The organism is Mangrovimonas sp. YM274 (genome assembly GCF_030908385.1).
GTDB lineage: Bacteria > Bacteroidota > Bacteroidia > Flavobacteriales > Flavobacteriaceae > Mangrovimonas_A.
Window position 1 is genome coordinate 1,267,439 of record NZ_CP133091.1, and the last position, 23,623, is coordinate 1,291,061.

Here is a 23,623-nt window from a genome sequence, read left to right on the forward strand (position 1 = left end):
CAAAGGTACAGTATTTTGTAGAGTTTCAGCTGTTCGTTTGCTAGCTTTGGCTGTGTTGAAGGTTACTTAAGTCTGGTGTCGCTTTCAATCATGCCGTCACGTAAACGGATGATACGGTGGGCATGGGCAGCGATGTCTTCTTCATGGGTCACCAAAATAACGGTATTACCTCGTTGGTGAATATCATTAAATAAGGTCATGATTTCTACCGAAGTTTTGGAATCCAGATTTCCTGTAGGTTCATCGGCCAGAATTATGGAAGGTTTGTTGACCAAAGCACGTCCTACTGCAACCCGTTGGCGCTGACCTCCCGATAGTTGGTTGGGGCGGTGGTCCATGCGGTCGGCAAGTCCTACATCGGTAAGCACTTCTTCGGCTCGCAGATCACGTTCTTTTTTGGAAGCGCCGGCGTACACCATGGGTAAGGCCACATTATCTAAAGCTGTGGTACGCGGTAGTAAATTAAAGGTTTGGAAAACAAAGCCAATTTCTTTATTACGTATATCGGCCAATTCGTCATCGCTCATTTGACTTACATCTTTTCCATTCAGGATATAGGAACCGCTTGTTGGGGTGTCCAAGCATCCCAATAAATTCATTAAGGTAGACTTTCCGGAACCGGAAGGCCCCATGATGGCGATATAGTCACCGCGTTCTATGTCTAGGTCAATCCCTTTTAATACATGTACGGTTTCCTGTCCTAATTGAAAGTCTCTAGTAATGCTGCGAATTTGAATGACGTTATCCATAAATAAGTAAAACTTGACGGGTTTGGATTGCTTCTGCAAGATAGCAGAATTCTTTCAATAGGACGTTGTTGAAGCGAACTTGTTACACCCTAATGGAGAAATGTTCTTTCCTTTGTTCGGTTCTAAAAAATACCAAGCCCCAATAAAAGGTGTCGATGGTCACGGTGACCTTTGGGTGGGCTTTAATTTCTTCCCAAGCTTCGGTCATCTCTTTGGACCAATGAATGTCGTCCAAGATGAGTACAGTGTCATTATGGACCGTATCCAAAAGCTCTGAAAAGTAGTATAAGGTGGCTGTTTTTTGATGGTTACCGTCCATGTAAATAAGGTCGTAGGATTGGTTGTCCAATTGCTGAATAGCAGGCGTGAAGTCGGCAATAATGGAGTTGATGTTGTTCAGTTGAAACTGTTGGAATTGGCCTTGTGCCACAGCGGCAGTTGCGGGGCAGCCTTCAATGGTGGTGATTTGTGCTTCTCGATGTCCTATTGACAAAGCGGAAGTTCCCATGCCGAGTGAGGTGCCCAGTTCCAAAATGTGTTTGGCTTCTAAATAACTGACCAATCGATTTAAAAGTTTGGCACGTTTAGAGGGGATGCCTGAGGTTTTGGCGATTTTGGAAACCTTTCTGGTATTGTCTTTAAATATTCTGCTGCCCGCTCCCAAATCGGTTATGGCGATTGAGGAATGGTTACGGTAAAGGGCTTTTCGGTATTGCTTTAAAAGGGTGTAGTTCTCATGCTTTTTTCGGTCGTAAAAACACAGGGTGACCAACTGGTATACAAAAGGGGAGTGGACGCCATGTTGGTTGATGGAGCGCCAAAGGAATTTGAAATATTGTAGGAGTTGGTACATGTTGTGGCAAAAATAGGGTTCTAAACGAACGATAAAAAGGTTGATTTTTTGTTAAGCTTCTCCTTCTAATTTTTCGGAAAGTTCAAACCAACGGGCCTCCTTTTCCGCAATACTATCCATAAGCTCTTGAAGTTCCTGGGAAAGTTTGTTGATGGCTTCCGTGGAAAGGCTTTCATCCAAAAACTTGGCTTCCAGTGCTTTTTTGTCCAATTCCAAGGAACGGATCTTGCTTTCTAGGTTTTTGAGTTCCTTTTGTTCGTTATAGCTTAGTTTTTGGGCTTCGTTTTGTTTGGACGCCTCCGTAGTTTTGGAAGTATTCTCCTTAGGGCTTTCGGCAGGAGGTGTGGATTGTTCGTAGATGCGGTAATCAGTGTAATTGCCTGGAAAATCCTGAACTTCACCTTCGCCTTTAAATACAAATAAGTGATCTACAATCTTGTCCATAAAGTAACGGTCGTGGGATACCACTAAAAGACACCCAGGGAAATCCAACAGGAATTCTTCCAAGACATTTAAGGTTACGATGTCTAGGTCGTTGGTGGGCTCATCCAGAATTAAAAAGTTAGGGTTCTGGATCAAAACAGTACAGAGGTACAGGCGTTTTTGTTCCCCGCCACTTAGTTTTTCAACATAGTCGTATTGTTTTTTACGGTCGAAGAGGAAGCGCTCCAATAGCTGTTGGGCACTTATTTGACGGCCTTTTTTTAAGGGAATGTAATCACCAAATTCTCTAATGACCTCAATAACTTTTTGCTCGGGTTTGATGGTGATGCCGCCTTGGGTATAATAACCAAATTTTACGGTATCACCCACCACTACTTTTCCTGAGTCGGGTTTGATGGTTTGGGTGAGCATGTTGAGGAAGGTGGATTTGCCGGTTCCATTTTTTCCTATGATTCCGATGCGTCCCCCTTTTTTGAAGACATATTCAAATTGATCCAAAATGATCTTGTCCTTATAAGCTTTGGATATTTTATGCAGCTCCACAATTTTGCTGCCCAGACGTTCCATGTTCAATTCCAATTGCATGACATGGTCCTTCCGGCGCTGGTGGGCCCTAGTCTTGATATCGTGAAAATCGTCGATACGCGATTTGGATTTGGTAGTACGGGCTTTCGGTTGGCGGCGCATCCATTCCAGTTCTTTTTTATATAGTTGTTTGGCCTTTCCGGTTTCAGTGGCCTCGGTGGCGATTCGGTTTTCCTTCTGCTCCAAATAATAGGAATAGTTGCCTTTATAGGTAAAGAGTTGTCCGTGGTCCAGTTCGATGATTTCGTTGCAGACGCGTTCCAAAAAGTAACGGTCGTGGGTTACCATAAAGATGGTGAACTGTTCCTTGGCAAAGTACTGTTCCAGCCATTCAATCATTTCCAGGTCCAAGTGGTTGGTAGGCTCGTCCAAAATGAGTAGGTCGGGGTGACTGATCAGGACTTGAGCTAGTGCCAAACGTTTTTTTTGACCTCCTGAGAGCGTGCTGATTTTTTGATCTAGGTCCTCCAATTTAAGTTGCGAGAGGATTTGCTTGATCTGTAATTCAAATTCCCAGGCGTTATGACGTTCCATGGCTTCAAAGGCCACTTGGTAGGATTCCGTATCTTCAGGATTGAGAAGTGCTTGTTCGTATTGGTCGACTATTTTTAGGATGGGTAAATCAGCATTGAAAATAGTGCTGTTGATGGTAGCGCTTTCATCAAATTCGGGAGTTTGTGGCAAAAAAGCAGTTCTTAAACCGTTGCGCATTACTACCTGTCCCGAATCCGGGGCATCGTCACCAGAGAGGATGTTGAGGATAGAGGTTTTTCCGCTTCCATTTTTGGCAACAAAGGCAATTTTTTGGTCTTTGTGGATGCTAAAGGAGAGGTTGGAAAAGAGTTCTACTTCTCCATACGATTTCGATATGGCTTCAACGTTTAGGTAGTTCACGGTATTTTTTTTGCAAATAACGGAAATAAACCAAAAAAAGAACCAATAGTTTTGATATTCCTGTTGATAGGCTATATTTGTCTGTTAAGAACGTTGCTTTACATGAAATATACACTCCTTATTGCCATCCTTTTGTTGGGTGTCATGACCTCCTGTGTGCCCCATAAGGATATGTTGTACCTTCAGGATAAATCCACCGCTAACGATTCCTTGCAACTCATGGTGGAGAGCCAAAAACCTTACCGCGTACAGATTAATGATATTTTGAGTATTCGTATCAAGGTGTTGGACCAGGATAATGTGAGTATTTTTAACCCTATTGCCGATGAGGCCAATTTGAATGCCTCTTCCAGTGAACGAGCCTATTATGACGGGTTTACGGTGGATACCCATGGAAATATTAGAATCCCGGTTTTAGGGGAGGTGAATGTATTGGGACGTACCACGGAGGAAATCCAGGGTCTTTTAGAACAGCAATTATTGGAAGAGCAATTTAAAGAAACGGCCAATATATTTATCACGGTCAAGCTTTCAGGCTTGCGCTATACTACTTTGGGAGAGGTGGGAAGTACAGGGTCGAAGGTGTTGTTCCAAGAGCGTGTGAATATCTTTGAGGCCATTGCTAACTCGGGGGATATTCCGGTGATTGGAGACCGACAGCATGTGCAGATTATAAGGCAGTACCCGCAGGGACAGGAAATCCATGAGATTGACCTGACCGATAAAAATGTGATGCAATCTCCCTATTACTATATACAGCCCAATGATATGATTTATGTGAGACCCTTAAAGCAAAAGGCTTGGGGAACGGGGACTTCAGGGAAAGAGGTGTTGACATCGGTTGTGGCTGTTTTTTCTCTGGTGACAACCACATTACTTTTAATTAATCGATTTTAAAGCCAATGTCTGAGTTAGATTTTAACGATATAGAACATTCCGAATCAAGAGGCAGTACTTTTGACTTTAAGGGTTTTTTGTTTAAAGCCTTAAACCTGTGGAAATTGGTCTTGTTGTCTATTGGAGTGGCCCTAGTGGTTGCCTATTTGATCAATGTGAGGAAGGAAAATGTGTACCGTTTGAACTCTTTAATATCTATTGAGAGTGAACAGAATCCCTTTTTTACGGCCAATACCAGTATTTCCTTTAATTGGGGAGGCGTTTCCGGAAAGGTAGGGAAGGTGATGACTTCCATAAAAACCCGTACTCATAACGAAAAAGTGGTAGATTCCTTACAATACTATATGCAGTACTTGGTACAGGGCAAATACCGACTGCAAGATATTTATAAGGCCGCACCTTTTGAAGTGCAATTGAATACAGATCGGGGGCAGTTGCTGGGACAACCGATTGGGATCCGTTTTATCAGTGAAACCCAATTTGAAATTTTTACAGAATTCGGCTCTTCTAGCAGACAAGTACAACGCTATTCCGATAAGGCAAAATATGCTGTGGAAGTCCCTGTGGGGCCTTTTAAGGCAGTGTTTCGTTTGGGACAGCCTGTAGATTTACCCTTTTTTAACGGGACCATTGTACTTCGAGAAGGCAAACGTATTTTACCCAATAAGGAGTTCTTTATTCGTTTTTTAAATTTTGACAGTGTGGTATACTCCTTTCAATCGGGGGTGAAGATCGCTCCGTTTTCAGGGTCGTCTTCTTCAGTATTGACTTTGGCGTTATCAGGAACTAATAAGTCCAAGATTGTAGATTATTTAAATGCTACCACTGCTATTTTAAGCAAAACAGAATTGGCCCGGAAAAACCAATATGCCACCAATACCATTAAATTTATTGATAGTAGTTTGGCGGCGGTAAATGCCAATTTAAAAGATGTGACGGAAGAGATGAACCGTTTCCGGAAGGAGAATCAGGTGTTTGATATTAGTGAAGAAATGACCCTGACTTCCGAGAAACTTAAGAATTTGGATTTCGAACAGGAAGCAGAGCGCGCCAAACTGAATTATTTGGAAGCTTTAGAGACCTATCTTAAAACTAAAACGGACTATACTCAAATTGCCGCGCCGACTTCGGTGGGAATTGAGGAAAGTAATATTTTAACTAGTGTTAAGACTATTACTACCTTGGCTATAGAACGTCAAAATTTGGAGTATACGGTTAAGGAAGGGAATGTGCTCTTTAAGGATTTGGACCGAAAGATTGATGCCGAAAAAAATGTGTTGTTGGAAACGATAGCGGCAACCAAACAGACCATTACTGCTAATTTGAACATTATTAATAGTAAAATAGCCCGTTTGGAAATGGAATTGAGCAGCCTGCCTGAGGATGAACAGGACTACTTGAAGATCCAACGTAAGTTGAATTTGAGTCAAGAGGCTTATGATGTCTATTTGGCCAAGCGTAGCGAGGCGGCCATTGTAAAAGCAGCCAATGTGTCGGATATTACTTCTATTGATGAAGCCAAGGATATTGGAAATGGCCCTATAGGTCCTAACAAGAGTCTAAACTATATGATGGCCTTGATGATTGGTTTTTTTGCTCCCATGTTTTTGATTTTTGTGATTTACTTGTTGGACCACACCATCCATGGATCGGATGAGGTGGAACAATTGTCCAACATTCCCATTTTGGGCTTGATAGGGAAGTATAACTACAAGAACAATCTGGTAGTGTTTGAGAAACCGAAGGCTGCTGTTTCGGAATCCTTTCGTTCCATTCGTTCCAGTTTGCAGTTTATTTTGAAGAGCAAGGGGAAAGAAGGTGTTGGAAAAAGTATAATGATTACCTCTTCGGTAAGTGGGGAAGGCAAGACTTTTACCTCTATTAATATAGCAACGGTTTATGCCTTGTCGGGTAAAAAAACCATTCTGTTGGGCTTGGATCTTCGCAAGCCAAAGATTTTTGGAGATTTTAATATTACCAATGATAAAGGAATAGTGAATTATTTGATAGGGGACAGTAGTATGGAAGAAGTGGTTTTTTACTCGCATATCGAAAACTTGGATGTAATCCCTTCGGGTCCCGTACCACCTAATCCTTCAGAGTTGTTAATGGGAGAAGCGATGCCGGGGTTAATGAAAACCTTACGTGAGACTTATGATATTATTATTTTGGATACGCCCCCTTTGGGATTGGTAACGGATGCCTTGGAATTAACCCAATATGCCGATGCCACTATTTTTATGGTGCGCTTGGATTTTACTAAAAAAGGTATGTTGGCTTTGGTGAATGCGAAGCATCGGGCCGGGGAGTTGAAGAATATCAGTTTTGTGCTGAACTTCTATAAGCATAAAACCAATCACAATTACGGCTATGGTTACGGTTATGGCTACGGTTACGGTTACGGCTATGGGGTGTATGGTGATGCCTACCATGAGGATCCTAATAAACGGGGGGTGCTTAAAAAGATTCAAAATTTCATAAAGCGTATTTAGTGCTGACTAGAGCCCAAAAAGCCTTAAAGCGTAGCTTCGATTTGGTGTTGTGTTTGTTGCTGTTGCCTATTTTAATTGTGCCCATTATCCTGCTGATTGGATGTGCCAGTTGGGATACCCGGCAGTGGGGTGTGTTTTCCCAACAGCGGGTAGGGCAGTATGGACGTTTGTTTCCCATTTATAAAATACGCAGTCTACGAGGTTCCCAGCATGCTTTGGGCCAGTTTGCGCAGTATGCCAGTCCTTTTGGGAATTGGTTGCGACGGCATAAACTAGATGAGTGGCCACAGCTGTTCAATGTATTGGTTGGGCATATGAGCTTTGTGGGACCTCGTCCGGATGTAACAGGGTTTGCGGATGCCTTGGAAGGAGTCGATCGGGTAATTTTAGAAGTGAAGCCAGGAATAACCGGTCCGGCTACCTTAAAGTATGCCAATGAAGATGTTGTTTTAAGGCAACAGTCTGATCCTGAGCTGTATAATTATGAGGTAATTTGGCCGGATAAGGTGGAAATCAACAAAAATTATGTGCAGAATTGGCGCTTTTTTGTAGATTTGAAATATATTATCCAATCATTTCAAATCAACCTATGAGCACACACCCAAAGATTGCTATCATCGGACTCGGTTATGTGGGACTTCCCTTAGCCGTTGAATTTGCCAAACAGTACCCTGTTGTTGGCTTTGATGTTAATACCAAACGCGTTCAGCAATTGTTGGAAGGGCGTGATGTGACCCTGGAGGTAGACAGTGAAGACCTGCAGCAAGTGATCCTAACAGAGGCGTCTTCTGGTCATGGCCTTATTGTAAGTAGTGATCCTGCCCATATGGGTGATGCCAGTATTTATATTGTTACCGTGCCAACCCCTACGGATGCCCTGAACAAACCTGTGTTTACGCCATTGGTAAAAGCTAGTGAAACTGTTGGGAAGGTGTTGAAGAAGGATGATATCGTCATCTATGAATCGACGGTATACCCCGGAGTCACCGAGGATATTTGTGTGCCTATTTTAGAAACGCACTCCGGACTTGTGTTCAACACCGATTTTTATGCCGGCTATTCGCCAGAGCGTATCAATCCGGGTGACAAGACCCATACAGTGACCAAGATTTTAAAGGTGACCTCCGGCTCTACTCCTGAAGTGGCTGAGGTGATTGACCGTTTGTATCGCTCTATTATTACTGCAGGGACGCATAAGGCGCCATCCATTAAGGTGGCCGAGGCGGCCAAGGTGATTGAGAATTCGCAGCGGGACATTAATATTGCCTTTGTGAATGAACTATCCAAAATCTTTCGTTTGTTGGATATCGATACGCAAGCGGTTTTGGAAGCGGCAGGGACAAAATGGAACTTTATCAATTTTACCCCTGGTTTGGTTGGAGGCCACTGTATAGGGGTAGACCCTTATTATTTGGCCCAAAAGGCTATTGAAACTGGCTATAATCCAGAGATTATTTTGGCGGGACGGAAAATGAATGACAGTATGGGGCAGTATGTAGCCCAAGAGACCGTCAAGATGATGATCAAGAATGGCGCTCGTATCAAAGGGGCTAAAGTGTTGGTTTTGGGAATTACCTTTAAGGAAAACTGTCCAGATATTCGCAACTCCCGAGTGATTGATATTATCAGGGAGTTTGAGACCTATGGGGTGGAAGTGGATGTGTTTGACCCGTGGGCTTCGGCTGAGGAAGTACATGAGGAATACGGCTTGAACTTAATCTGTTGCGGCGATCAATTGCAAGCGCAATATGAGGGGATTGTGTTGGCCGTGTCCCACAAAGAGTTTTTGGAATTGGATATTCAGGGTTTGAAATCGGAGGGCTGTGTGTTGTTTGATGTGAAGTCGTTGTTGCCTAAGGGTGTTGTGGATGCGCGGTTGTGATGGTACTGTTGCGATTGTAAATTAGATACTGCTTGTCAAATTCCCCTTTCTTTGCTTCGCAAATTCATTCCCCTCTTCGTCTGAAGTGGGGAGTTGTAGAGGTTGGATTAATTTGTATAAGGTGCTTCTTCTTCTTCTTCTTCTTCTTTTAAATACTATTTTGTAGTGTGATGTTAGAAGGATAAGTTAGAGGGACTTTTTTCTTGGTTTTGAGAGTTAAACTTCTTTTTTTCTGTGTGAATTCCTTTTTCTTAGTTTGAATTTAAGCCTTTTAGACTTGTCTGCGGGAAAGGTTCTTAATGGAATGAGTTTTTTAGGAGCTCCTCCCTTGAGTTGAAGGGAGGTGGTGTGCCCGTTAGGGGGCAGCGGAGGGTTTTGTTAGTTCAATGGTCATTGTTTGGGCAAACACTATGATTGAATTTGTGTGAAATGATCGGTTATTTCATTTAAAATAGAAGGAAGATTGTCAAAAACAAGTTTGTTTTCAAATATAAGGACTGTATATCCCAAATTGTTCAGATATTCGGTTCGTAGCTTATCGTATTCTTGAGCAGTGGGATTGTTGTGGGCTTCTCCATCAAGTTCTATAATTAATTTTTATGAGGCGCAATAAAAGTCAACAATGTAATGGCCTATACTGTGCTGTTTGGTAAATCGCTTTCCTGATAACTGTCTTGCTTTTAAGTGTGTCCATAGGAAAGCTTCTGCAGGGGTTAAATGTTGTCGTAATTCCTTTCGGTGGGCTTTTAGCTCTTTTAAAGTATGTAGTTTTTGTTTGGACATATTTAAAAATACAATACTATTGGGAATTTGAAAAGGTCAAACTCCCCTTTCTTTGCTTTGCAAATTCATTCCCCTCTTCGTCTGAAGAGGGGAGCTCTATAGATTGGTTTTTCATCTTAGTTTTTACAAATCGTTATTACTTTAAATGAGTTACATATTGATGTATTGTGGATCAAGATTGAAGGGGTGGGGTGTTGTTTTAGTTGTTTGTGAGTCAAACTCCCCTTTCTTTGTTTCGCAAATTCATTCCCCTTACTTCGAATACGCTCTGTACAGGCTACGTCTGAAGAGGGGAGCTGGGTAGGGTGTGTTTTTCGGAGGTGCTCATAGCGTTATTCTTGTATTAATACATATATCTTACAAGTATGATTTCTTAATATGGCTTTTGCTATAAAAAGCTTACTTTTACTAGACAATTTTTTAAGATATGGGGACAGCAAATATTTCAGAGTACAGTTATTTGGTTACAGGGGGCGCTGGGTTTAACCCGTGAAATGATGACAAGTATGGAAAAGACGTATTATTATATTTACATTTTAAAGTCTTTAAAGGATGGTAAGAAATACACGGGGTATACCCAAGACTTGTCATCAAGATTTGAGGCACATCAGAGGGGGAACGTGTTATCTACAAAACATAGGAGGCCTTTTGAATTAATATATTTTGAGGGGTGTTTATCTCAAAAGGATGCATTAAGACGAGAAAAGTATCTCAAGACACACTACGGGACATTGTTTTTAGGAAATCGCCTCAAATCTTATTTCACAGGTCAATAAATAAAGTAAAACAAATATAGTATGTTGCATATTAAAAACTACAGTTACTTAATTACAGGGGGAGCTGGGTTCATTGGTTCTAATTTGGTGGGACATTTGTTGGCACATGGTGCGAAGCAGGTGCGGGTGCTGGATGATTTTTCCAATGGGTACCGTGAGAACCTTCAGGAGTTTTTGGAGCATCCTGCTTTTGAATTGATGGAAGGGGATATCAGGAGCCTCTCGACCTGTAAGGCAGCTATGGAAGGGATGGATTATGTGAGCCATCAGGCGGCTTTGGGGTCGGTGCCACGGTCTATCCATGATCCTATTACCAGTAACGAGGTGAATGTGTCAGGGTTTTTGAATATGTTGGTGGCTCTTAAGGAAAGTCCTCGTGTGAAGCGTATGGTGTATGCGGCCTCCAGTTCCACTTATGGAGATAGTCAAAGTCTGCCCAAAGTGGAAGCGGTTATTGGGAAGCCCTTATCGCCTTATGCGGTAACTAAATATGTGAATGAGCTATATGCCGATGTGTTTGGTAAAACCTATAATACCGATGTGATTGGACTGCGGTATTTTAACGTGTTTGGACCGAAACAGAGTCCCAATGGGGCCTATGCCGCGGTGATACCTTTGTTTATGCAAGCCTTGAAGGACGGCGTGCCCGCCACCATTAATGGGGATGGAGGGCAGACGCGCGATTTTACCTATGTGGGCAATGCGGTTCAGGCGAATGTAAAGGCCTTTTTTGCTGGGCCAGAAGCTGCCAATGAGGTCTTTAATGTGGCCTGTGGGGAACGTATTAGTGTGAACCAATTGTGGGCATCGTTGCGTGAGGCGGCTGGTTCGGATTTGGAGCCCAGTTATGGGCCTCCGCGGCAAGGGGATGTTCGGGACAGTCTGGCGGATATTTCCAAGGCGGAACGTTTGTTGGGGTACCGTCCGGAAGTGAGTGTTGCGGAGGGGTTGCGGTTGACTTGGAACTATTTCAATACGCTAACATAAAATACGTATGAAAGTATACATAGATCCTGCAGCCGACATGCTGTATGCGTCATTTTACATTAAGGGCCTAGAGGAGGTTTTTGGAAAGAGGAATATTGGCTATAGCGCCCAATACTTTAAAAACTTTGTGCATAACAATCATTTTTTTGCCTTTGTGTTGGTGGATGACAATAAAACCATGAAAAAGTTGGTGGTAGATTTTACAGATGCAGCCTTAATAGACGAAAAAGCCTTGGATTGGGCAGACGTGTATGGAAAGGTTAATTATGACGGTCAGTATAAATCGGAAAAAATTTTAGTAATAGGCCCAAGTTTCGGAATCAATATCTATTCAGGAATGACAACTGCTGTTTTGGCGGTCTCCAATTTCCTAAAGGCCTATCCCAGGATACCCGATAAAAGAAGATTTTTATCCGATTACAAGTCTCAGTTTCGTAGACCTCAATTGCAGGAGTATAACAAAAGAAAAAACAATGGCGCCTATATTTTCTTTATGGCCTCACTTTGGAAAAATGAAAAGCAAACCAATCAGTTTAGAGCCAACTTCATTAGGGCCTGTAGGGCCAATCCTAATATTAAATTCGAAGGAGGCTTTGCGCCCAGAACAAAAAGAGACCTTTCGGGTTTTGAGGCCTTGACAACACCAGCAAGGGTGAAAATGGACTATTATATGTCAAAGATTTTACAATCTATACTGGTATTTAATACACCGGCCGTAAAGGATTGCCATGGTTGGAAATTGGGGGAATATCTATGTATGGGAACAGTGATATTGTCAACCCCTTTAAAGCGGCAATTGCCGCAGCCGTTATTAGATGGGGAGCATGTAATATTTACAGATGGCTCAGAGAGTGATATTACTAAAAAAGTTAACACATTATTGAAAAACGATTCTCTTAGAGAGAAGCTTGAAAACAATACCGCCGAGTATTATCAAAAATACTTACAACCTAAGCAGGCAATAAGAAACTTGTTGGGAAATGCAATTGGCGATTTTGATAAATGTAAAGTCTAATCTGTATATTCGCACTTTAAGCTGTGATATTGGAAACTCGCATATACCAAAGAAAACGAAAAATAAAACCAGGAAAACTCCTTAAAGAAAGTTTAAAGGATGTCGTGTCATCTAGGTTTTTATCAAAACAATTGGCCGTAAGGGACATTAAGGCACTGTACAGACAATCCTTCTTGGGGGTGTTTTGGGCATTTATAACTCCCATAATGACGGCCTTGGTATGGATCCTCTTGCGGCAGTCTGGAACGGTGACACTGTCCGAAACTGGAGTGCCCTATCCCATATTCGTTTTTTCCGGAACCCTAATTTGGTCCATACTCGTAGAAGCTATCAATGCACCTATGGCCAACACAAATGCCGCAAGGGGCATTTTGACGAAGATCAATTTTCCCAAGGAAGCTTTAGTGGTTTCAGGGATATACAAACTCTTGTTCAATAGTACTATTAAAATAGGGGTGTTATTACTCTTTTTACAAGTGTATGGGCTTACATTTACGTGGCACATGCTCCTTTTTCCTTTAGCAGTTTTGGGGGCTGTAGTTTTTGGCACGGCTCTAGGCTTATTAATAACACCTTTAGGATTATTATATAAAGATATTGGAAAGATAGTGGCATTTGGAATGCAATTCTTAATGTATGCCACCCCTGTGGTCTATGCCATCCCTAAAGAAGGGATAATGCGAATGCTTATGGAGGTTAATCCTTTAACGCCGTTGATAACAGTGCCTAGAGACCTATTGTTGGGAGGAATGCCTCAATATATGGGATATTTTGGAGCAGTGATTGTGGGATGTATGCCATTGCTGTTTATAGGCTTGGTGTTTTATAGAATGGCAATTCCGGTAATTGTGGAAAGATTAAGTGCATAATGGAACAGGACAATAAGGACATACTGGTAAAGGTAGAGGGACTAAGTAAAAAATTCTGTAAAGATCTAAAAACAAGTCTTTGGTATGGGGTAAAGGATCTAACAGCAGAAATGTTGGGCCATCCCTATAGTGCAGTGCTAAGACCTAAGGAGTTTTGGGCAGTAAAGGGGGTGAGTTTTGAGCTGCGCCGTGGGGAGTGCTTGGGATTGATTGGGCATAACGGTGCAGGCAAAAGTACATTATTAAAGATTTTGAATGGCCTGATCAACCCCGATGATGGAAAAGTTACTATAAAAGGTAGGGTAGGGGCATTGATAGAGTTGGGAGCGGGATTCAATCCTATTTTAAGTGGTCGTGAAAATATTTATAACAATGGCGCCATTTTAGGTTTTAGCAGAAAGGAAATCGATGCCAAACTGGACGAGATCATTGCCTTTGCCGAGTTGGAAGATTTTATTGATATGCCTGTTCAACATTATAGCTCTGGGATGAAGGTCCGCCTAGGCTTTGCCGTGGCAGCCCAAATGGAACCAGATGTATTGTTGGTAGATGAAGTGTTGGCTGTGGGTGATTTAGGATTCATTATGAAGTGTTTTAAAACAATAGATGAACTGCTTCCTAAAACTGCTATAATTTTTGTGTCTCATAGTATGCCTTTGGTCTCTAGGGTTTGTAATAAAATTTTGTTATTGGACCATGGGAAAACTCTCTTTAAGGGAAAGGATACCTCTAAAGGAATTGATATTTATTATTCACAATTCAAAGGGAATGGAACTAGTATCATTTTTTCCAATGGCTTGTTTGAACTTAAGAAAGTTGGTTTAGTAGGAGCGGACTTGAAGGATACCGAGTTGCCAAAAGTGAAGTGGAATACTGAGTTCAAATTATTTTTTAAATTTAAAGTGAATCAAGACATCAATTTTAACCCAATTTTTAGGATTATTATCTTGGATAAGGAATTAAGAGAGGTCGCAGTATTGGAAGAGAATGAAAGTAACGGTGGGTTGAACATCTTGGATGGTGTATCGGAATTTACTGTAAGTCATGAGTATTTGGAATTGTCCAAAGGAATTTATTCAATAGATATTTTAGTTGCCAAAAACAAAACAAGATCCCCATTGCTCAGGCAAAATAATATTATGCGTTTCCAAGTACTTCACGATAAAGAAACTTGGCCTCCCTTTTTATTGAAAGCTAAATTTGAAAACTTAAAGACGAATGAAATCCAATGAGAGCTAAAAAGGTAATGATGAGGTTACAAGAGCATATCAAAAAGTTAGTCGTTAAAATTTTGATATCTTGTTTTGGAAATAGGATTATTTCGTTTGAAGAAAATGATTCAGGTAAAGTTGTCTTTATCATGGGAATGTTTCGGTCAGGGACAACTTTAACAGCTCAGGTAATGAGAGGGTTGGGATTTAAAATGGGACCCGATTGGCAGCTTCTTAAAGGAGTGGGAAAGCGTAAACAGTTAAATCCAAATGGGTTTTATGAAGATTATTTATTCTCTGCCTTAGCTTGGTATTGGATGCATAAACTAAACAAAACGGGAGATGATTTACCTAAAATAGAGGAAGTAAATGGATTTTGTTTAGAAAATTTACCAGTGAGGGACTTTATTTTATTTTGTGAACAAGCTTATCTTGAAGAGCGGATTTCCTATTTTAACAAGATACGAGCTTATGTATATTTAATTATAAATAAGGAAAAAGCTTTTTATCGAGATAAGGAAGTTATAAAGGTGCCAATGTTGGTTCCTTTTCATAAGCAGTTGATAGATTGGTTCCCCAATGCCAAGTTTTTAATTGTAATACGTAATCCGGATGCAACAATTAGTTCTTCAAAAGTGCTGACAGAAAAATCTGGCATAGAGTTGTATAATTCATATTACGACCATCTAGTAAGTGGCTATGAAGAGTGTAAGGAAAAATGTACAGTGCTCTCTTACGATATCTTACTACAAAAGCCTGAGGAATCAATCAAGATTTTGTCAAAATTATTTGGAAAGGAATATAAGGAAACAAAATCTCTCATAGACAAAAAGCTCATTAGGAACAAGGATAAGAATGAATGGATTTCAGATCAATATCTCTTCCTTTTTAAAGAAGCCGTAAATGGATTACAAGTAATTTAATGTGAAGAATTGAAAGTACTAATAGTAAATACCTATGATTTTGGAGGGGCAGCAAATTCATGTGTCAGACTTCATCTGGGACTTTTAGATTGTGATGTTGATTCTTCTTTATTACTTAGGACAAGGCAGAATCCAAATATCCCTAATTCTTTTATTAGCTCTGCTCCAAAATCGATTCAACAAAAAAACAATAGTAATAGGATTACAAGAAAGCTCAAACATGTTTTTTTTCAGAAGAATAAAGATAAAAAGGAAGCAACTAATGGGCTCAGTCATAAAATCGACCTAGTTTTAAAAGAAAGGTCTAAGGAGTTGGAAATGTTTAGTTTAGTAAAATCGAAATTCGATATTACAGAGTCTGTATTATATAAGGAGGCCGATATTATAAATCTCCATTGGGTTGCAGATTTTTTGGACTTTGAATCTTTTTTTGCTAAAAACACAAAACCTCTAGTGTGGACCTTACATGATATGTTTCCTTTTACGGGAGGCGAGCATTATGAGGAAAACTATTTAGGCATAGATACCTATGGCAAACCAAAACTCCGATTAGTTTCTCAGGAAGAAAAGGAGATATCAGCAGAGATTTTCAGTTTAAAACAAAAGCTTTTCGAAAGCTGTAAAAGTTTAACGCTAGTAGCACCTTCTTTATGGCTGGCCAATGAAGCTAAAAAATCTGGTGCTTTTTTGAATAATAGAATTTTACATATTCCCTATGGCTTGGATAAGGAGGTCTTCACTTTGAGAAATAAAGAATTTTCAAGGGAAATACTAAATATTCCAAAGGGTAAAAAAGTGATTTTATTTGTAGCAGAATCATTGAAAAATAATAGAAAAGGCTTTGTGTATCTGATGAAAGCCTTTGAAAGTTTAAATGTCAATGATGCGGTTTTATGTGCGGTTGGCCATAAAACGAGTGAGCTTAAAACAATGGGAAATCTAATACAGCTGGGGCCAATTAAAGATGAGCGTTTGATGAGTTTGGTATATTCTGCGGCAGATATTTTTATCATCCCGTCCTTGATGGATAATTTACCCAATACGGTTTTAGAATCCCTAATGTGCGGAACACCTGTAATTGGATTTCCAGTAGGAGGAATTAAAGAAATGATTGATCATGGTCACAATGGATTGCTTACTAATGAAATAAGTGTTCTTGCATTACAAGCTGCCATTCAGTCTTTTCTCAATGGCGATTATAAGTTCAATCAAAGTGAAATAAGAAATCAAGCCATAAAAAAATATAGCTTAGAAGTTCAGGCAAAAAAATATAAAGAGCTTTTTCAAGGCTTGTTAATTGATAATAAGTGTTAATTGAGTAAATTAATTTCCATAATAACGGTTAACCTGAACAATGCATCGGGTCTTTTAAAAACAATTGAAAGTGTAAAAGGACAGGAGTTTTTGAATTTTGAACATATCGTCATTGATGGTGGATCATCCGATGGAAGTAAGGAGTTGATAGAAAGGGAAAAAAAATACATAGCTTTATGGCTAAGTGAGCCAGATACGGGAATTTATAATGCCATGAATAAGGGAATAAGGCTGGCTACTGCAAAGTACATCTTGTTCCTCAATAGTGGAGATATTTTCTACACTACAAGGGCCTTGTTCCATTTCGCGGAAAGTATAGCTCTTGGAAATGATAAAGATTTCCTTTTTGGGGATATTGCTGTTGCAGCTAGACAGGAATACATAAAAACTTACCCAGATACTTTGGACTTCTTGTACTTTATAAAGGATACCTTACCACATCCAGCAACACTTGTAAAGAGAAGTTGTTTTGATAAGTTGATGTATGATGAAAGATTCAAAATAGTTTCCGATTGGAAATTTTTTATGTTGGGGATTATCAAATTTAAATTTAGCTATATGCATATACCAGAGGTTATTTCCAAATTTCATTTGGACGGTATAAGCAGTAATATGCCAAATTTGGTAGAGAATGAACGGGCAATGGTTTTGCATGAAGATTTCTTTTGGAAAATGAAAGCTGTGAAGATAAGGAGCACTTTAAAGGCAAAGCTCCATCAGGTCAAAAAAAAGCTTAAAAGAATATCCATTCTAAAGGAAGTAAGCCAATGAAGGTTTCTGTTATAGTGCCATGTTATAATCAGGCGGAGTATTTGAATCAGGCTTTACAGTCTGTGTTGGAGCAAACATATCAGAATTGGGAGTGTATTATTGTGAATGATGGTGCTACAGATCATACTGAATCACAAAGTAAGCTGTGGACTTCGAAAGATGTTCGATTTAGATATTTCTCAAAAACCAATGGCGGTTTGTCTAGTGCTCGAAACTTTGGAATTGAAAGGGCCAATGGAAGTTACATATTGCCTTTGGATGCAGATGATTATTTAAGTGCCAATTATATTGAATCCTGTGTCGAGGAAATAGAGGGTAATCGGGCAAAATTAGTCTATGGTAGGGTAGAGCGTTTTGGAATCAAAACTGGGGAGTGGAAACTCAAGCCATTCCATTATTATGGGTTGTTTGTGGCTAATATGGTATATTGCAGTGCCATGTTCCATAAAGAGGATTGGAAAAAAGTGGGCGGTTATGATGAAACCATGCTAAAAGGGTTGGAAGATTGGGAGTTTTGGATTCATATCCTGAATAAGGAAGATAAAGTGGTAAAACTGGATTCTATTACTTTTTTTTATCGTATAAAGGAGTTTTCCATGACCTCATTGATGGATAAAAAAACAGAACTAGAGGTTAAATCATATGTGTTTAAAAAACATGCCTCAAAATATTTTGATGCATTTGTTTATTTGGCAGATGTAAATAAAACGTTAGAAAGGAGTTTCCTAAAACCGTCCTTTGTGTTTAGGCGCTTAATTAAACTAATGCTTGGAATAAAGAAATAGTAATGAGAACACAACCTTTGGTTTCCATTTGCATCCCTACCTATAACGGGGCCGATTTTATAGCCCAAGCCATGGATTCTGTCCTTGCACAAACCTATGCTAATTTAGAAATTGTGGTGTCTGACGATAGCTCAAAAGACAATACCTTAAAAATTATAGAATCCTACAAATCCAAAACCAACTTACCAATTCATATAGTTGATCATGAGCCTAAGGGAATTGGAGCCAATTGGAATAATTGCATAAGGTTGGCTCAAGGTCAATACATTAAGTTCTTGTTTCAGGACGATATTCTATTGCCTGAGTGTGTGGAAAAAATGGTGGAGGTATTAGAAAATTATCCTAACATTAGTTTAGTTGCAGTTAAACGAAACCTTATTTTTGAAGAGTCAGTTCTTAAGGAAGAGAGGTCAAGGTGGATTGATGTGTATGGAGACTTGCAGAAAAGTTTAAACTTAAGGTCCAATGGTCATGGAATAAGTTTTTTAGATAGAGGTTTGTTTAAATCTTTTAGATTTTTCAATGCTCCTTTGAATAAAATTGGAGAACCTACAACAGTCCTTATTAGGAAGAATATTTTTAACAAAGTTGGAATATTTCGAGAGGATTTAAAACAGATTCTAGATTATGAATTTTATTATAGAGTATTAAAACATCAAAATATATTGATACTTAATGAAAAACAGGTAAAGTTTCGGATACATGCAAATCAAGCGTCCTTTATTAATAATACCAGCGTAATGGACGAAGATCAGGTTTATTTTCGAAATGAAATATATAAACAATTTCCATTGCAACTTCCTAAAAAAAAGCTTTATAGCTACTATTTTAATAAATTTAGAAAATAAGTTTGAAACCATTAGTAAGTGTAATTGTTCCTAATTACAACCATTTAAAATTTTTAAAACAAAGGCTTGAAAGTATTTTTAATCAAACCTATCAAAATTTTGAAGTGATTTTATTAGATGATTGTAGTTCAGATAAGAGTGTAGACTTTTTGAAAAATTACAAAAGTCATCCAAGGGTGTCTCATTTGGTAGTTAATAGAAAAAATTCGGAATCTCCTTTTAAGCAGTGGCAAAAAGGGATTTCAATTGCAAAAGGAAAATTTATCTGGATAGCAGAAAGTGATGATTATTGTGAATTGACATTTCTAGAAAAGACAATTGAGCAATTGATGTCTGGGGCCAGAATTTGCTATACGCAAACAATGGATGTTAACGAAGATGGAAGGCTTCACTTACATCGTAAAGAGTATACCAGAAATCTAGTTCCTAATATATGGTTAAATGACTTTAAAATTGAAGGGAATAAGCTAATTAGGGATTATCTGGTGATTAAAAATATCATTCCTAATGCCAGTGCCGTAGTTTTTGATAAAAGTTTGATAACTACAAATACATTTGATAGAGATTTGTTGAGCATGCGCATGTGTGGGGATTGGTTATTTTGGCTTAAAATTTGCAAAAATACAGAGATAGCATTTGTTCATGAACCTCTGAACTATTTCAGGGGTCATGAAAACACATCTAGATTTCATAGAACAAATAAGGAAAAGCAACAAAGATTACTTGAAGAAGCAGAAATAAGAAATTATATTTACAGAGAGTGGGGGCTTACATTAAAGAAACTTGAAAACGAATTGTATTTAAATTGGTTTAAACTTAATAAATTCAAGTATATTTTAAAATCCAATTTCTACAGAATAAGAATAAAGCCAACTCATAAAATAGAACTGTTGATTTACTTTCTGAAATACAGATTGCTAAAAAGTTATAAAGCCGAAATTTGAATGAATATTGCAATTTTTTCACCCAATAATAATACATACTCGGAAACATTTATACAAGCTCATAAAGAGCTTTTAAAAGGGAATATTTATTACTATCATGGCCAATTTCCTAACCTCGAGTTAAATCAAAAGTCTTTGGTTAATAATAGTTCAAGAATTTGGTTCCTTAGAGTATATAGGAAATTAACCCGGAAATCGTTTTCATACCTTTATAATCAAGTTATTGTTAGGTCTTTAAAGCGAAACAAAATAGATGTGGTCTTGGTAGAATATGGTTCGTATGCCTACCAATTAATATCTGTATTGAAACTAGTGAAAATTCCATTTGTGGTTCACTTTCATGGTTTTGACGCTAGTGTAAAGAGTGTAATTGCATCCTGTGGAAATTACTCGGAAGTCTTTATGCATGCAGAAAAAATAATTGTAGTATCTAAAGTGATGTTACAAGCCTTAATAAATTTAGGATGTCCTGAAAACAAATTGGTGTATACACCTTGTGGCCCTCAAGGGGAATTTTATGAGGTCAATCCTAAGTTTTTTAAAAAGCAATTTGTGTCAGTGGGGAGATTCACTGATAAAAAAGCACCATATTATACCATTTTAGCTTTTAAGAAAGTGTTGGAAAAACATCCAGATGCCACTATGGTGATGGCTGGTGAGGGCATGTTGTTCAATGTCTGTAAAAACTTAGTCAAATTATTGAGTCTTGAAAATAATGTAAAGTTGGTAGGAGTTATAACTTCAGACCAATTTAGAAAACTCTTGGAAGAATCGTTGGCGTTTGTTCAGCATTCAATTACCGCAGACAATGGCGATATGGAGGGGACTCCAGTTACAATTTTAGAAGCAAGTGCTTCTGGACTCCCAATTATTTCTACTTATCATGGAGGTATTTCAGATGTGATTCAACATACAGCAACAGGCCTCTTGTCTAAAGAACATGATGTAGACCAAATGTCCAACAATATGATAATGTTGTTGGAAGATATGGATTATGCTAAAGGTCTAGGGCTAGCAGGGAAAAAACGTATAAAAGCTCATTTTAGCTTAGAAAAACATATCAGTATATTACAAGAAACTTTAGAGAGTGTTCAATAACAAATCTAAATATTATGTACAGAACCTTAAAAAATAAAATCATTTGGGAGAGATAAGAAATAGCTTAAAGGTTAACCAGATTACTTTTACTAGATTCATTGCAGCTATATCTATAGTTGTTTATCATTATGGCAAAGACATATTCCCTTTTAATTTAGAGGTGATAGGTTTTCTTTTTAAGAAGGCAAATGTTGCTGTAAGTTATTTTTTCTTTCTATCGGGTTTTGTACTTGTCATCGCGTATTCAAATAAAACTAAAATTAATAATTTTAGCTTTATTAAGAATAGATTTGCTAGGCTCTATCCTGTTTATTTATTAGCTATAATATTAATTGTAATTTATAAGGCGGTAGTTAATTTTTACAATTTTGATCTAAAGGGTATGGTTTTGAATCTATTTATGGTTCAGTCTTGGTTTCCAGGAAAAGCCTTAGCATTTAATGTTCCAGCTTGGTCATTGTCAGTTGAAGTTTTTTTTTACGCTTTATTCCCCTTCTTTTTTAATTCATTTTATAATGGTAATAAATTATCCAAAAACTATATTTTAATAATTATATCTTTTTGGGTTTTAAGCCAAATTCTACTTCACCTCTATATGATGACAGATTTTTTTGAAAAATTTGCAAGTACAAGGGTATTGCATGAGTTTTTTCATTTTTTTCCTTTAATGCATTTAAATGAATTCCTTATTGGAAATTTAGCGGGCTTTTTTTTCAAACAAAACTTGAAGACATGGAAGAAGGATTATGATAAACTTATCTTAATTAATTTGATATTACTTTTGGTATTTCTAAAATATGTTCATGTATTTAATTATCATAATGGGTTGCTATTAATCCTTTTCTTGCCTTTGGTATTGCTCATTTCTCTAAATTCCGGTAAAATCACTTCAATTTTCAATAAACCTAGTTTGATTTTTTTGGGTGAAATAAGTTATGGCATATATATATTGCAGCTCCCAATTTACATCATTACTTTTAAGGTATTCAAGGTGTTAAATTTAAATAATCCAACTTTACATTTTTATTTTTATTTGATACTGTTGATAGTATTGTCATCATTGAGTTATAAATTAATTGAGAATCCACTCAGAGAGTACATTAAACGAAGTCATTTATCAGGAAAATGATAGGTCCAAGTGATAAATACTAGGATAATAACTTATTGCAAAAAAAATCTTTTTTGACATTGTATAAATATGAAAATACCATTGACTTCTATTATTATTCCAACTTTTAATAGAGAAGATCTTATAAAGAAGGCTTTAGATTCGGTGATTTCTCAAACTAATAAAAACTGGGAATGTATTGTTGTTGATGATGGGTCTACTGATAACACTTTAAAGGTATTGGAGGAATACACTAAAAGGGATAAACGCATACAATGGTTCAAACGTGATAGAGGGCCTAAGGGGGCGCCAACCTGTAGAAATATTGGATTGGAAAAAGCTAATGGAGATTATGTGATATATCTAGATTCCGATGACTTTTTAATGCCATATTGTTTGGAACAAAGGGTAAACGCTGCTATAGCTTTTCCTAACAATGATTTTTGGGTGTTTCCGACATCATTATTAGAAGAAGGTGTTTTAAAGAAGCAAAACTTAGAATTATTAGAAAATTATTTGATTGGTTTTTTATCATCAAATTTACCCTGGACCATTGTAAATCCATTTTGGAGAAAAGAAATTCTTTTACAACTTAAAGGGTTTACAGAAGGGTATCCTAGATTTAATGACCCAGAATTGATGATTAGGGCTCTATTATTACCCAAGATTAAATATAAAATTTTAAATAATGCTAAACCAGATACTGTTTTGGAGCCGTCTCCTAAAAGCAGTGGTAGTTTTTATAAAAAGGTATATCAAGGTTTAAATCTTTTTATTCCAGATACCGTAAAACATTTAGAGGAAGCTGGGAAGACAGAGAAGACAAAGCATCTGGTAATGTATCTATGGCTATGGATAAAGTACTATTATGCCCCTAATCCTTCAGGTAAGTTCATTAAGTCAGTAAAACTAATTAGGAGTTTCTATAGGCTTAGTATATTGACTTCAAGGAAGTCTCTAAGTTTAGGGGCTCGATTACTACATTTCCATTTGACTAGAACTTTACATCTTGCGCATACAGACAAGTTAACCAATAAGGGGTATTTTACTTAGATTTAATAGAATTGAAACAAATGGGCATGTTTAGAACAAAGTGGCAAATATTTAAGGATAAATAAGAAGTCTGGTCTGGAAAGCGTCATGCGTTGTCACCGGGCAAAAAGATACGATAATATAGATATTGGGGATAATGAAAAAATAGCACGGGAGTTCTTTGAGTATTTTAAAAGGTATAGTAACATAACTACTGATTCCAGTATCCTAGAGGTTGGAAGTGGTTTTGTGAGAATGGCCATTCCTTTTACTGCTTTTTTATCAGAAAAGGAGGTTACCAAGGTTTAGAAATTATCAAGGATGGGATTAATTGGTGTCAATCAAATTTTACGATAAAATACC

At 38.1% G+C, this 23,623-nt stretch carries 21 protein-coding genes and 1 pseudogene; 18 read left to right on the plus strand and 4 right to left on the minus strand.

The genetic code is table 11. From position 1 onward, the window contains the following. Positions 1-62: 62 nt before the first annotated feature. The 3 genes from RBH95_RS05570 to RBH95_RS05580 all read right to left on the minus strand — a co-directional run bounded on the left by RBH95_RS05570 (position 63) and on the right by RBH95_RS05580 (position 3,525). Positions 63-749, minus strand: a complete 687-nt coding sequence (locus RBH95_RS05570; RefSeq protein WP_307901707.1) for an ABC transporter ATP-binding protein — start codon at positions 747-749, stop codon at positions 63-65. Between the two features lie 82 nt (positions 750-831). Further along, on the minus strand, positions 832-1,602 hold the full coding sequence (locus RBH95_RS05575; protein WP_307901708.1) for an O-methyltransferase: 771 nt from the start codon (positions 1,600-1,602) through the stop codon (positions 832-834). Between the two features lie 51 nt (positions 1,603-1,653). Continuing rightward, a complete protein-coding gene (locus RBH95_RS05580; RefSeq protein WP_307901709.1) occupies positions 1,654-3,525 on the minus strand; it encodes an ABC-F family ATP-binding cassette domain-containing protein in 1,872 nt (623 codons plus the stop codon). Between the two features lie 102 nt (positions 3,526-3,627). On the opposite strand from RBH95_RS05580, the gene RBH95_RS05585 reads away from it, so the two are divergent. Genes RBH95_RS05585 through RBH95_RS05600 form a run of 4 tightly spaced genes read left to right on the plus strand, consistent with a single transcriptional unit; the run spans position 3,628 to position 8,796 of the window. Further along, positions 3,628-4,422 (plus strand): polysaccharide biosynthesis/export family protein, encoded by a 795-nt coding sequence (locus RBH95_RS05585; RefSeq protein ID WP_307901710.1) that lies wholly within the window; start codon positions 3,628-3,630, stop codon positions 4,420-4,422. 5 nt (positions 4,423-4,427) lie between these two features. Beyond that, positions 4,428-6,914 carry a tyrosine-protein kinase family protein gene (locus RBH95_RS05590; protein WP_307901711.1) on the plus strand — a complete coding sequence of 829 codons (2,487 nt, stop codon included), beginning with the start codon at positions 4,428-4,430 and terminating at the stop codon, positions 6,912-6,914. Next, a complete protein-coding gene (locus RBH95_RS05595) occupies positions 6,914-7,507 on the plus strand; it encodes a sugar transferase (protein ID WP_307901712.1) in 594 nt (197 codons plus the stop codon). Before RBH95_RS05590 ends, RBH95_RS05595 begins: the two co-directional genes overlap by 1 nt. After that, on the plus strand, positions 7,504-8,796 hold the full coding sequence (locus RBH95_RS05600) for a nucleotide sugar dehydrogenase (protein WP_307901713.1): 1,293 nt from the start codon (positions 7,504-7,506) through the stop codon (positions 8,794-8,796). Before RBH95_RS05595 ends, RBH95_RS05600 begins: the two co-directional genes overlap by 4 nt. 408 nt (positions 8,797-9,204) lie before the next feature. Here RBH95_RS05600 and RBH95_RS05605 read toward each other — a convergent pair. Beyond that, positions 9,205-9,579, minus strand: a pseudogene (locus tag RBH95_RS05605) (endonuclease domain-containing protein). A 506-nt stretch (positions 9,580-10,085) separates the two neighbouring features. Between RBH95_RS05605 and RBH95_RS05610 the strand changes: the two are divergent. From RBH95_RS05610 to RBH95_RS05675, 14 genes are all read left to right on the plus strand, one after another. Then, positions 10,086-10,355, plus strand: a complete 270-nt coding sequence (locus tag RBH95_RS05610; protein WP_307902234.1) for a GIY-YIG nuclease family protein — start codon at positions 10,086-10,088, stop codon at positions 10,353-10,355. A 21-nt stretch (positions 10,356-10,376) separates the two neighbouring features. Next, positions 10,377-11,342, plus strand: coding sequence for an SDR family oxidoreductase (locus tag RBH95_RS05615; RefSeq protein ID WP_307901714.1), 966 nt, complete (start codon positions 10,377-10,379; stop codon positions 11,340-11,342). 7 nt (positions 11,343-11,349) lie between these two features. Then, entirely contained in the window at positions 11,350-12,357 is a 1,008-nt protein-coding gene (locus RBH95_RS05620) for a glycosyltransferase (protein WP_307901715.1), read from the plus strand. A 29-nt stretch (positions 12,358-12,386) separates the two neighbouring features. Next, positions 12,387-13,226 carry an ABC transporter permease gene (locus RBH95_RS05625; protein WP_307901716.1) on the plus strand — a complete coding sequence of 280 codons (840 nt, stop codon included), beginning with the start codon at positions 12,387-12,389 and terminating at the stop codon, positions 13,224-13,226. Next, a complete protein-coding gene (locus RBH95_RS05630) occupies positions 13,226-14,458 on the plus strand; it encodes an ABC transporter ATP-binding protein (protein ID WP_307901717.1) in 1,233 nt (410 codons plus the stop codon). The genes RBH95_RS05625 and RBH95_RS05630 overlap by 1 nt, the downstream gene beginning before the upstream one ends. After that, positions 14,455-15,360, plus strand: a complete 906-nt coding sequence (locus RBH95_RS05635; RefSeq protein WP_307901718.1) for a sulfotransferase — start codon at positions 14,455-14,457, stop codon at positions 15,358-15,360. The genes RBH95_RS05630 and RBH95_RS05635 overlap by 4 nt, the downstream gene beginning before the upstream one ends. 9 nt (positions 15,361-15,369) lie before the next feature. Then, complete coding sequence (locus tag RBH95_RS05640) at positions 15,370-16,674, plus strand: glycosyltransferase (protein WP_307901719.1); 1,305 nt, start codon at positions 15,370-15,372, stop codon at positions 16,672-16,674. Next, positions 16,675-17,445 (plus strand): glycosyltransferase family 2 protein, encoded by a 771-nt coding sequence (locus RBH95_RS05645; RefSeq protein ID WP_307901720.1) that lies wholly within the window; start codon positions 16,675-16,677, stop codon positions 17,443-17,445. Next, the gene (locus tag RBH95_RS05650) at positions 17,442-18,230 is read left to right on the plus strand and encodes a glycosyltransferase family A protein (protein WP_307901721.1); all 789 of its coding nucleotides are present in this window, start codon (positions 17,442-17,444) and stop codon (positions 18,228-18,230) included. The genes RBH95_RS05645 and RBH95_RS05650 overlap by 4 nt, the downstream gene beginning before the upstream one ends. A 2-nt stretch (positions 18,231-18,232) precedes the next feature. Next, the gene (locus RBH95_RS05655) at positions 18,233-19,078 is read left to right on the plus strand and encodes a glycosyltransferase (protein ID WP_307901722.1); all 846 of its coding nucleotides are present in this window, start codon (positions 18,233-18,235) and stop codon (positions 19,076-19,078) included. Between the two features lie 2 nt (positions 19,079-19,080). Then, positions 19,081-20,022, plus strand: coding sequence for a glycosyltransferase (locus RBH95_RS05660; RefSeq protein ID WP_307901723.1), 942 nt, complete (start codon positions 19,081-19,083; stop codon positions 20,020-20,022). Then, positions 20,023-21,120, plus strand: a complete 1,098-nt coding sequence (locus RBH95_RS05665) for a glycosyltransferase (RefSeq protein WP_307901724.1) — start codon at positions 20,023-20,025, stop codon at positions 21,118-21,120. A gap of 43 nt (positions 21,121-21,163) precedes the next feature. Beyond that, a complete protein-coding gene (locus RBH95_RS05670; RefSeq protein WP_307901725.1) occupies positions 21,164-22,249 on the plus strand; it encodes an acyltransferase in 1,086 nt (361 codons plus the stop codon). A 69-nt stretch (positions 22,250-22,318) separates the two neighbouring features. Then, positions 22,319-23,281, plus strand: coding sequence for a glycosyltransferase (locus tag RBH95_RS05675; RefSeq protein ID WP_307901726.1), 963 nt, complete (start codon positions 22,319-22,321; stop codon positions 23,279-23,281). Positions 23,282-23,623 lie beyond the last annotated feature (342 nt).

Excerpts from the sequence above, each read along its gene's own strand:
- RBH95_RS05570 (WP_307901707.1), bottom strand. The coding sequence starts at position 749 with ATGGATAACGTCATTCAAATTCGCAGCATTACTAGAGACTTTCAATTA.
- RBH95_RS05575 (WP_307901708.1), bottom strand. The coding sequence starts at position 1,602 with ATGTACCAACTCCTACAATATTTCAAATTCCTTTGGCGCTCCATCAAC.
- RBH95_RS05585 (WP_307901710.1), top strand. The coding sequence starts at position 3,628 with ATGAAATATACACTCCTTATTGCCATCCTTTTGTTGGGTGTCATGACC.
- RBH95_RS05590 (WP_307901711.1), top strand. The coding sequence starts at position 4,428 with ATGTCTGAGTTAGATTTTAACGATATAGAACATTCCGAATCAAGAGGC.
- RBH95_RS05600 (WP_307901713.1), top strand. The coding sequence starts at position 7,504 with ATGAGCACACACCCAAAGATTGCTATCATCGGACTCGGTTATGTGGGA.
- RBH95_RS05610 (WP_307902234.1), top strand. The coding sequence starts at position 10,086 with ATGGAAAAGACGTATTATTATATTTACATTTTAAAGTCTTTAAAGGAT.
- RBH95_RS05615 (WP_307901714.1), top strand. The coding sequence starts at position 10,377 with ATGTTGCATATTAAAAACTACAGTTACTTAATTACAGGGGGAGCTGGG.
- RBH95_RS05620 (WP_307901715.1), top strand. The coding sequence starts at position 11,350 with ATGAAAGTATACATAGATCCTGCAGCCGACATGCTGTATGCGTCATTT.
- RBH95_RS05630 (WP_307901717.1), top strand. The coding sequence starts at position 13,226 with ATGGAACAGGACAATAAGGACATACTGGTAAAGGTAGAGGGACTAAGT.
- RBH95_RS05635 (WP_307901718.1), top strand. The coding sequence starts at position 14,455 with ATGAGAGCTAAAAAGGTAATGATGAGGTTACAAGAGCATATCAAAAAG.
- RBH95_RS05650 (WP_307901721.1), top strand. The coding sequence starts at position 17,442 with ATGAAGGTTTCTGTTATAGTGCCATGTTATAATCAGGCGGAGTATTTG.
- RBH95_RS05655 (WP_307901722.1), top strand. The coding sequence starts at position 18,233 with ATGAGAACACAACCTTTGGTTTCCATTTGCATCCCTACCTATAACGGG.
- RBH95_RS05665 (WP_307901724.1), top strand. The coding sequence starts at position 20,023 with ATGAATATTGCAATTTTTTCACCCAATAATAATACATACTCGGAAACA.
- RBH95_RS05675 (WP_307901726.1), top strand. The coding sequence starts at position 22,319 with ATGAAAATACCATTGACTTCTATTATTATTCCAACTTTTAATAGAGAA.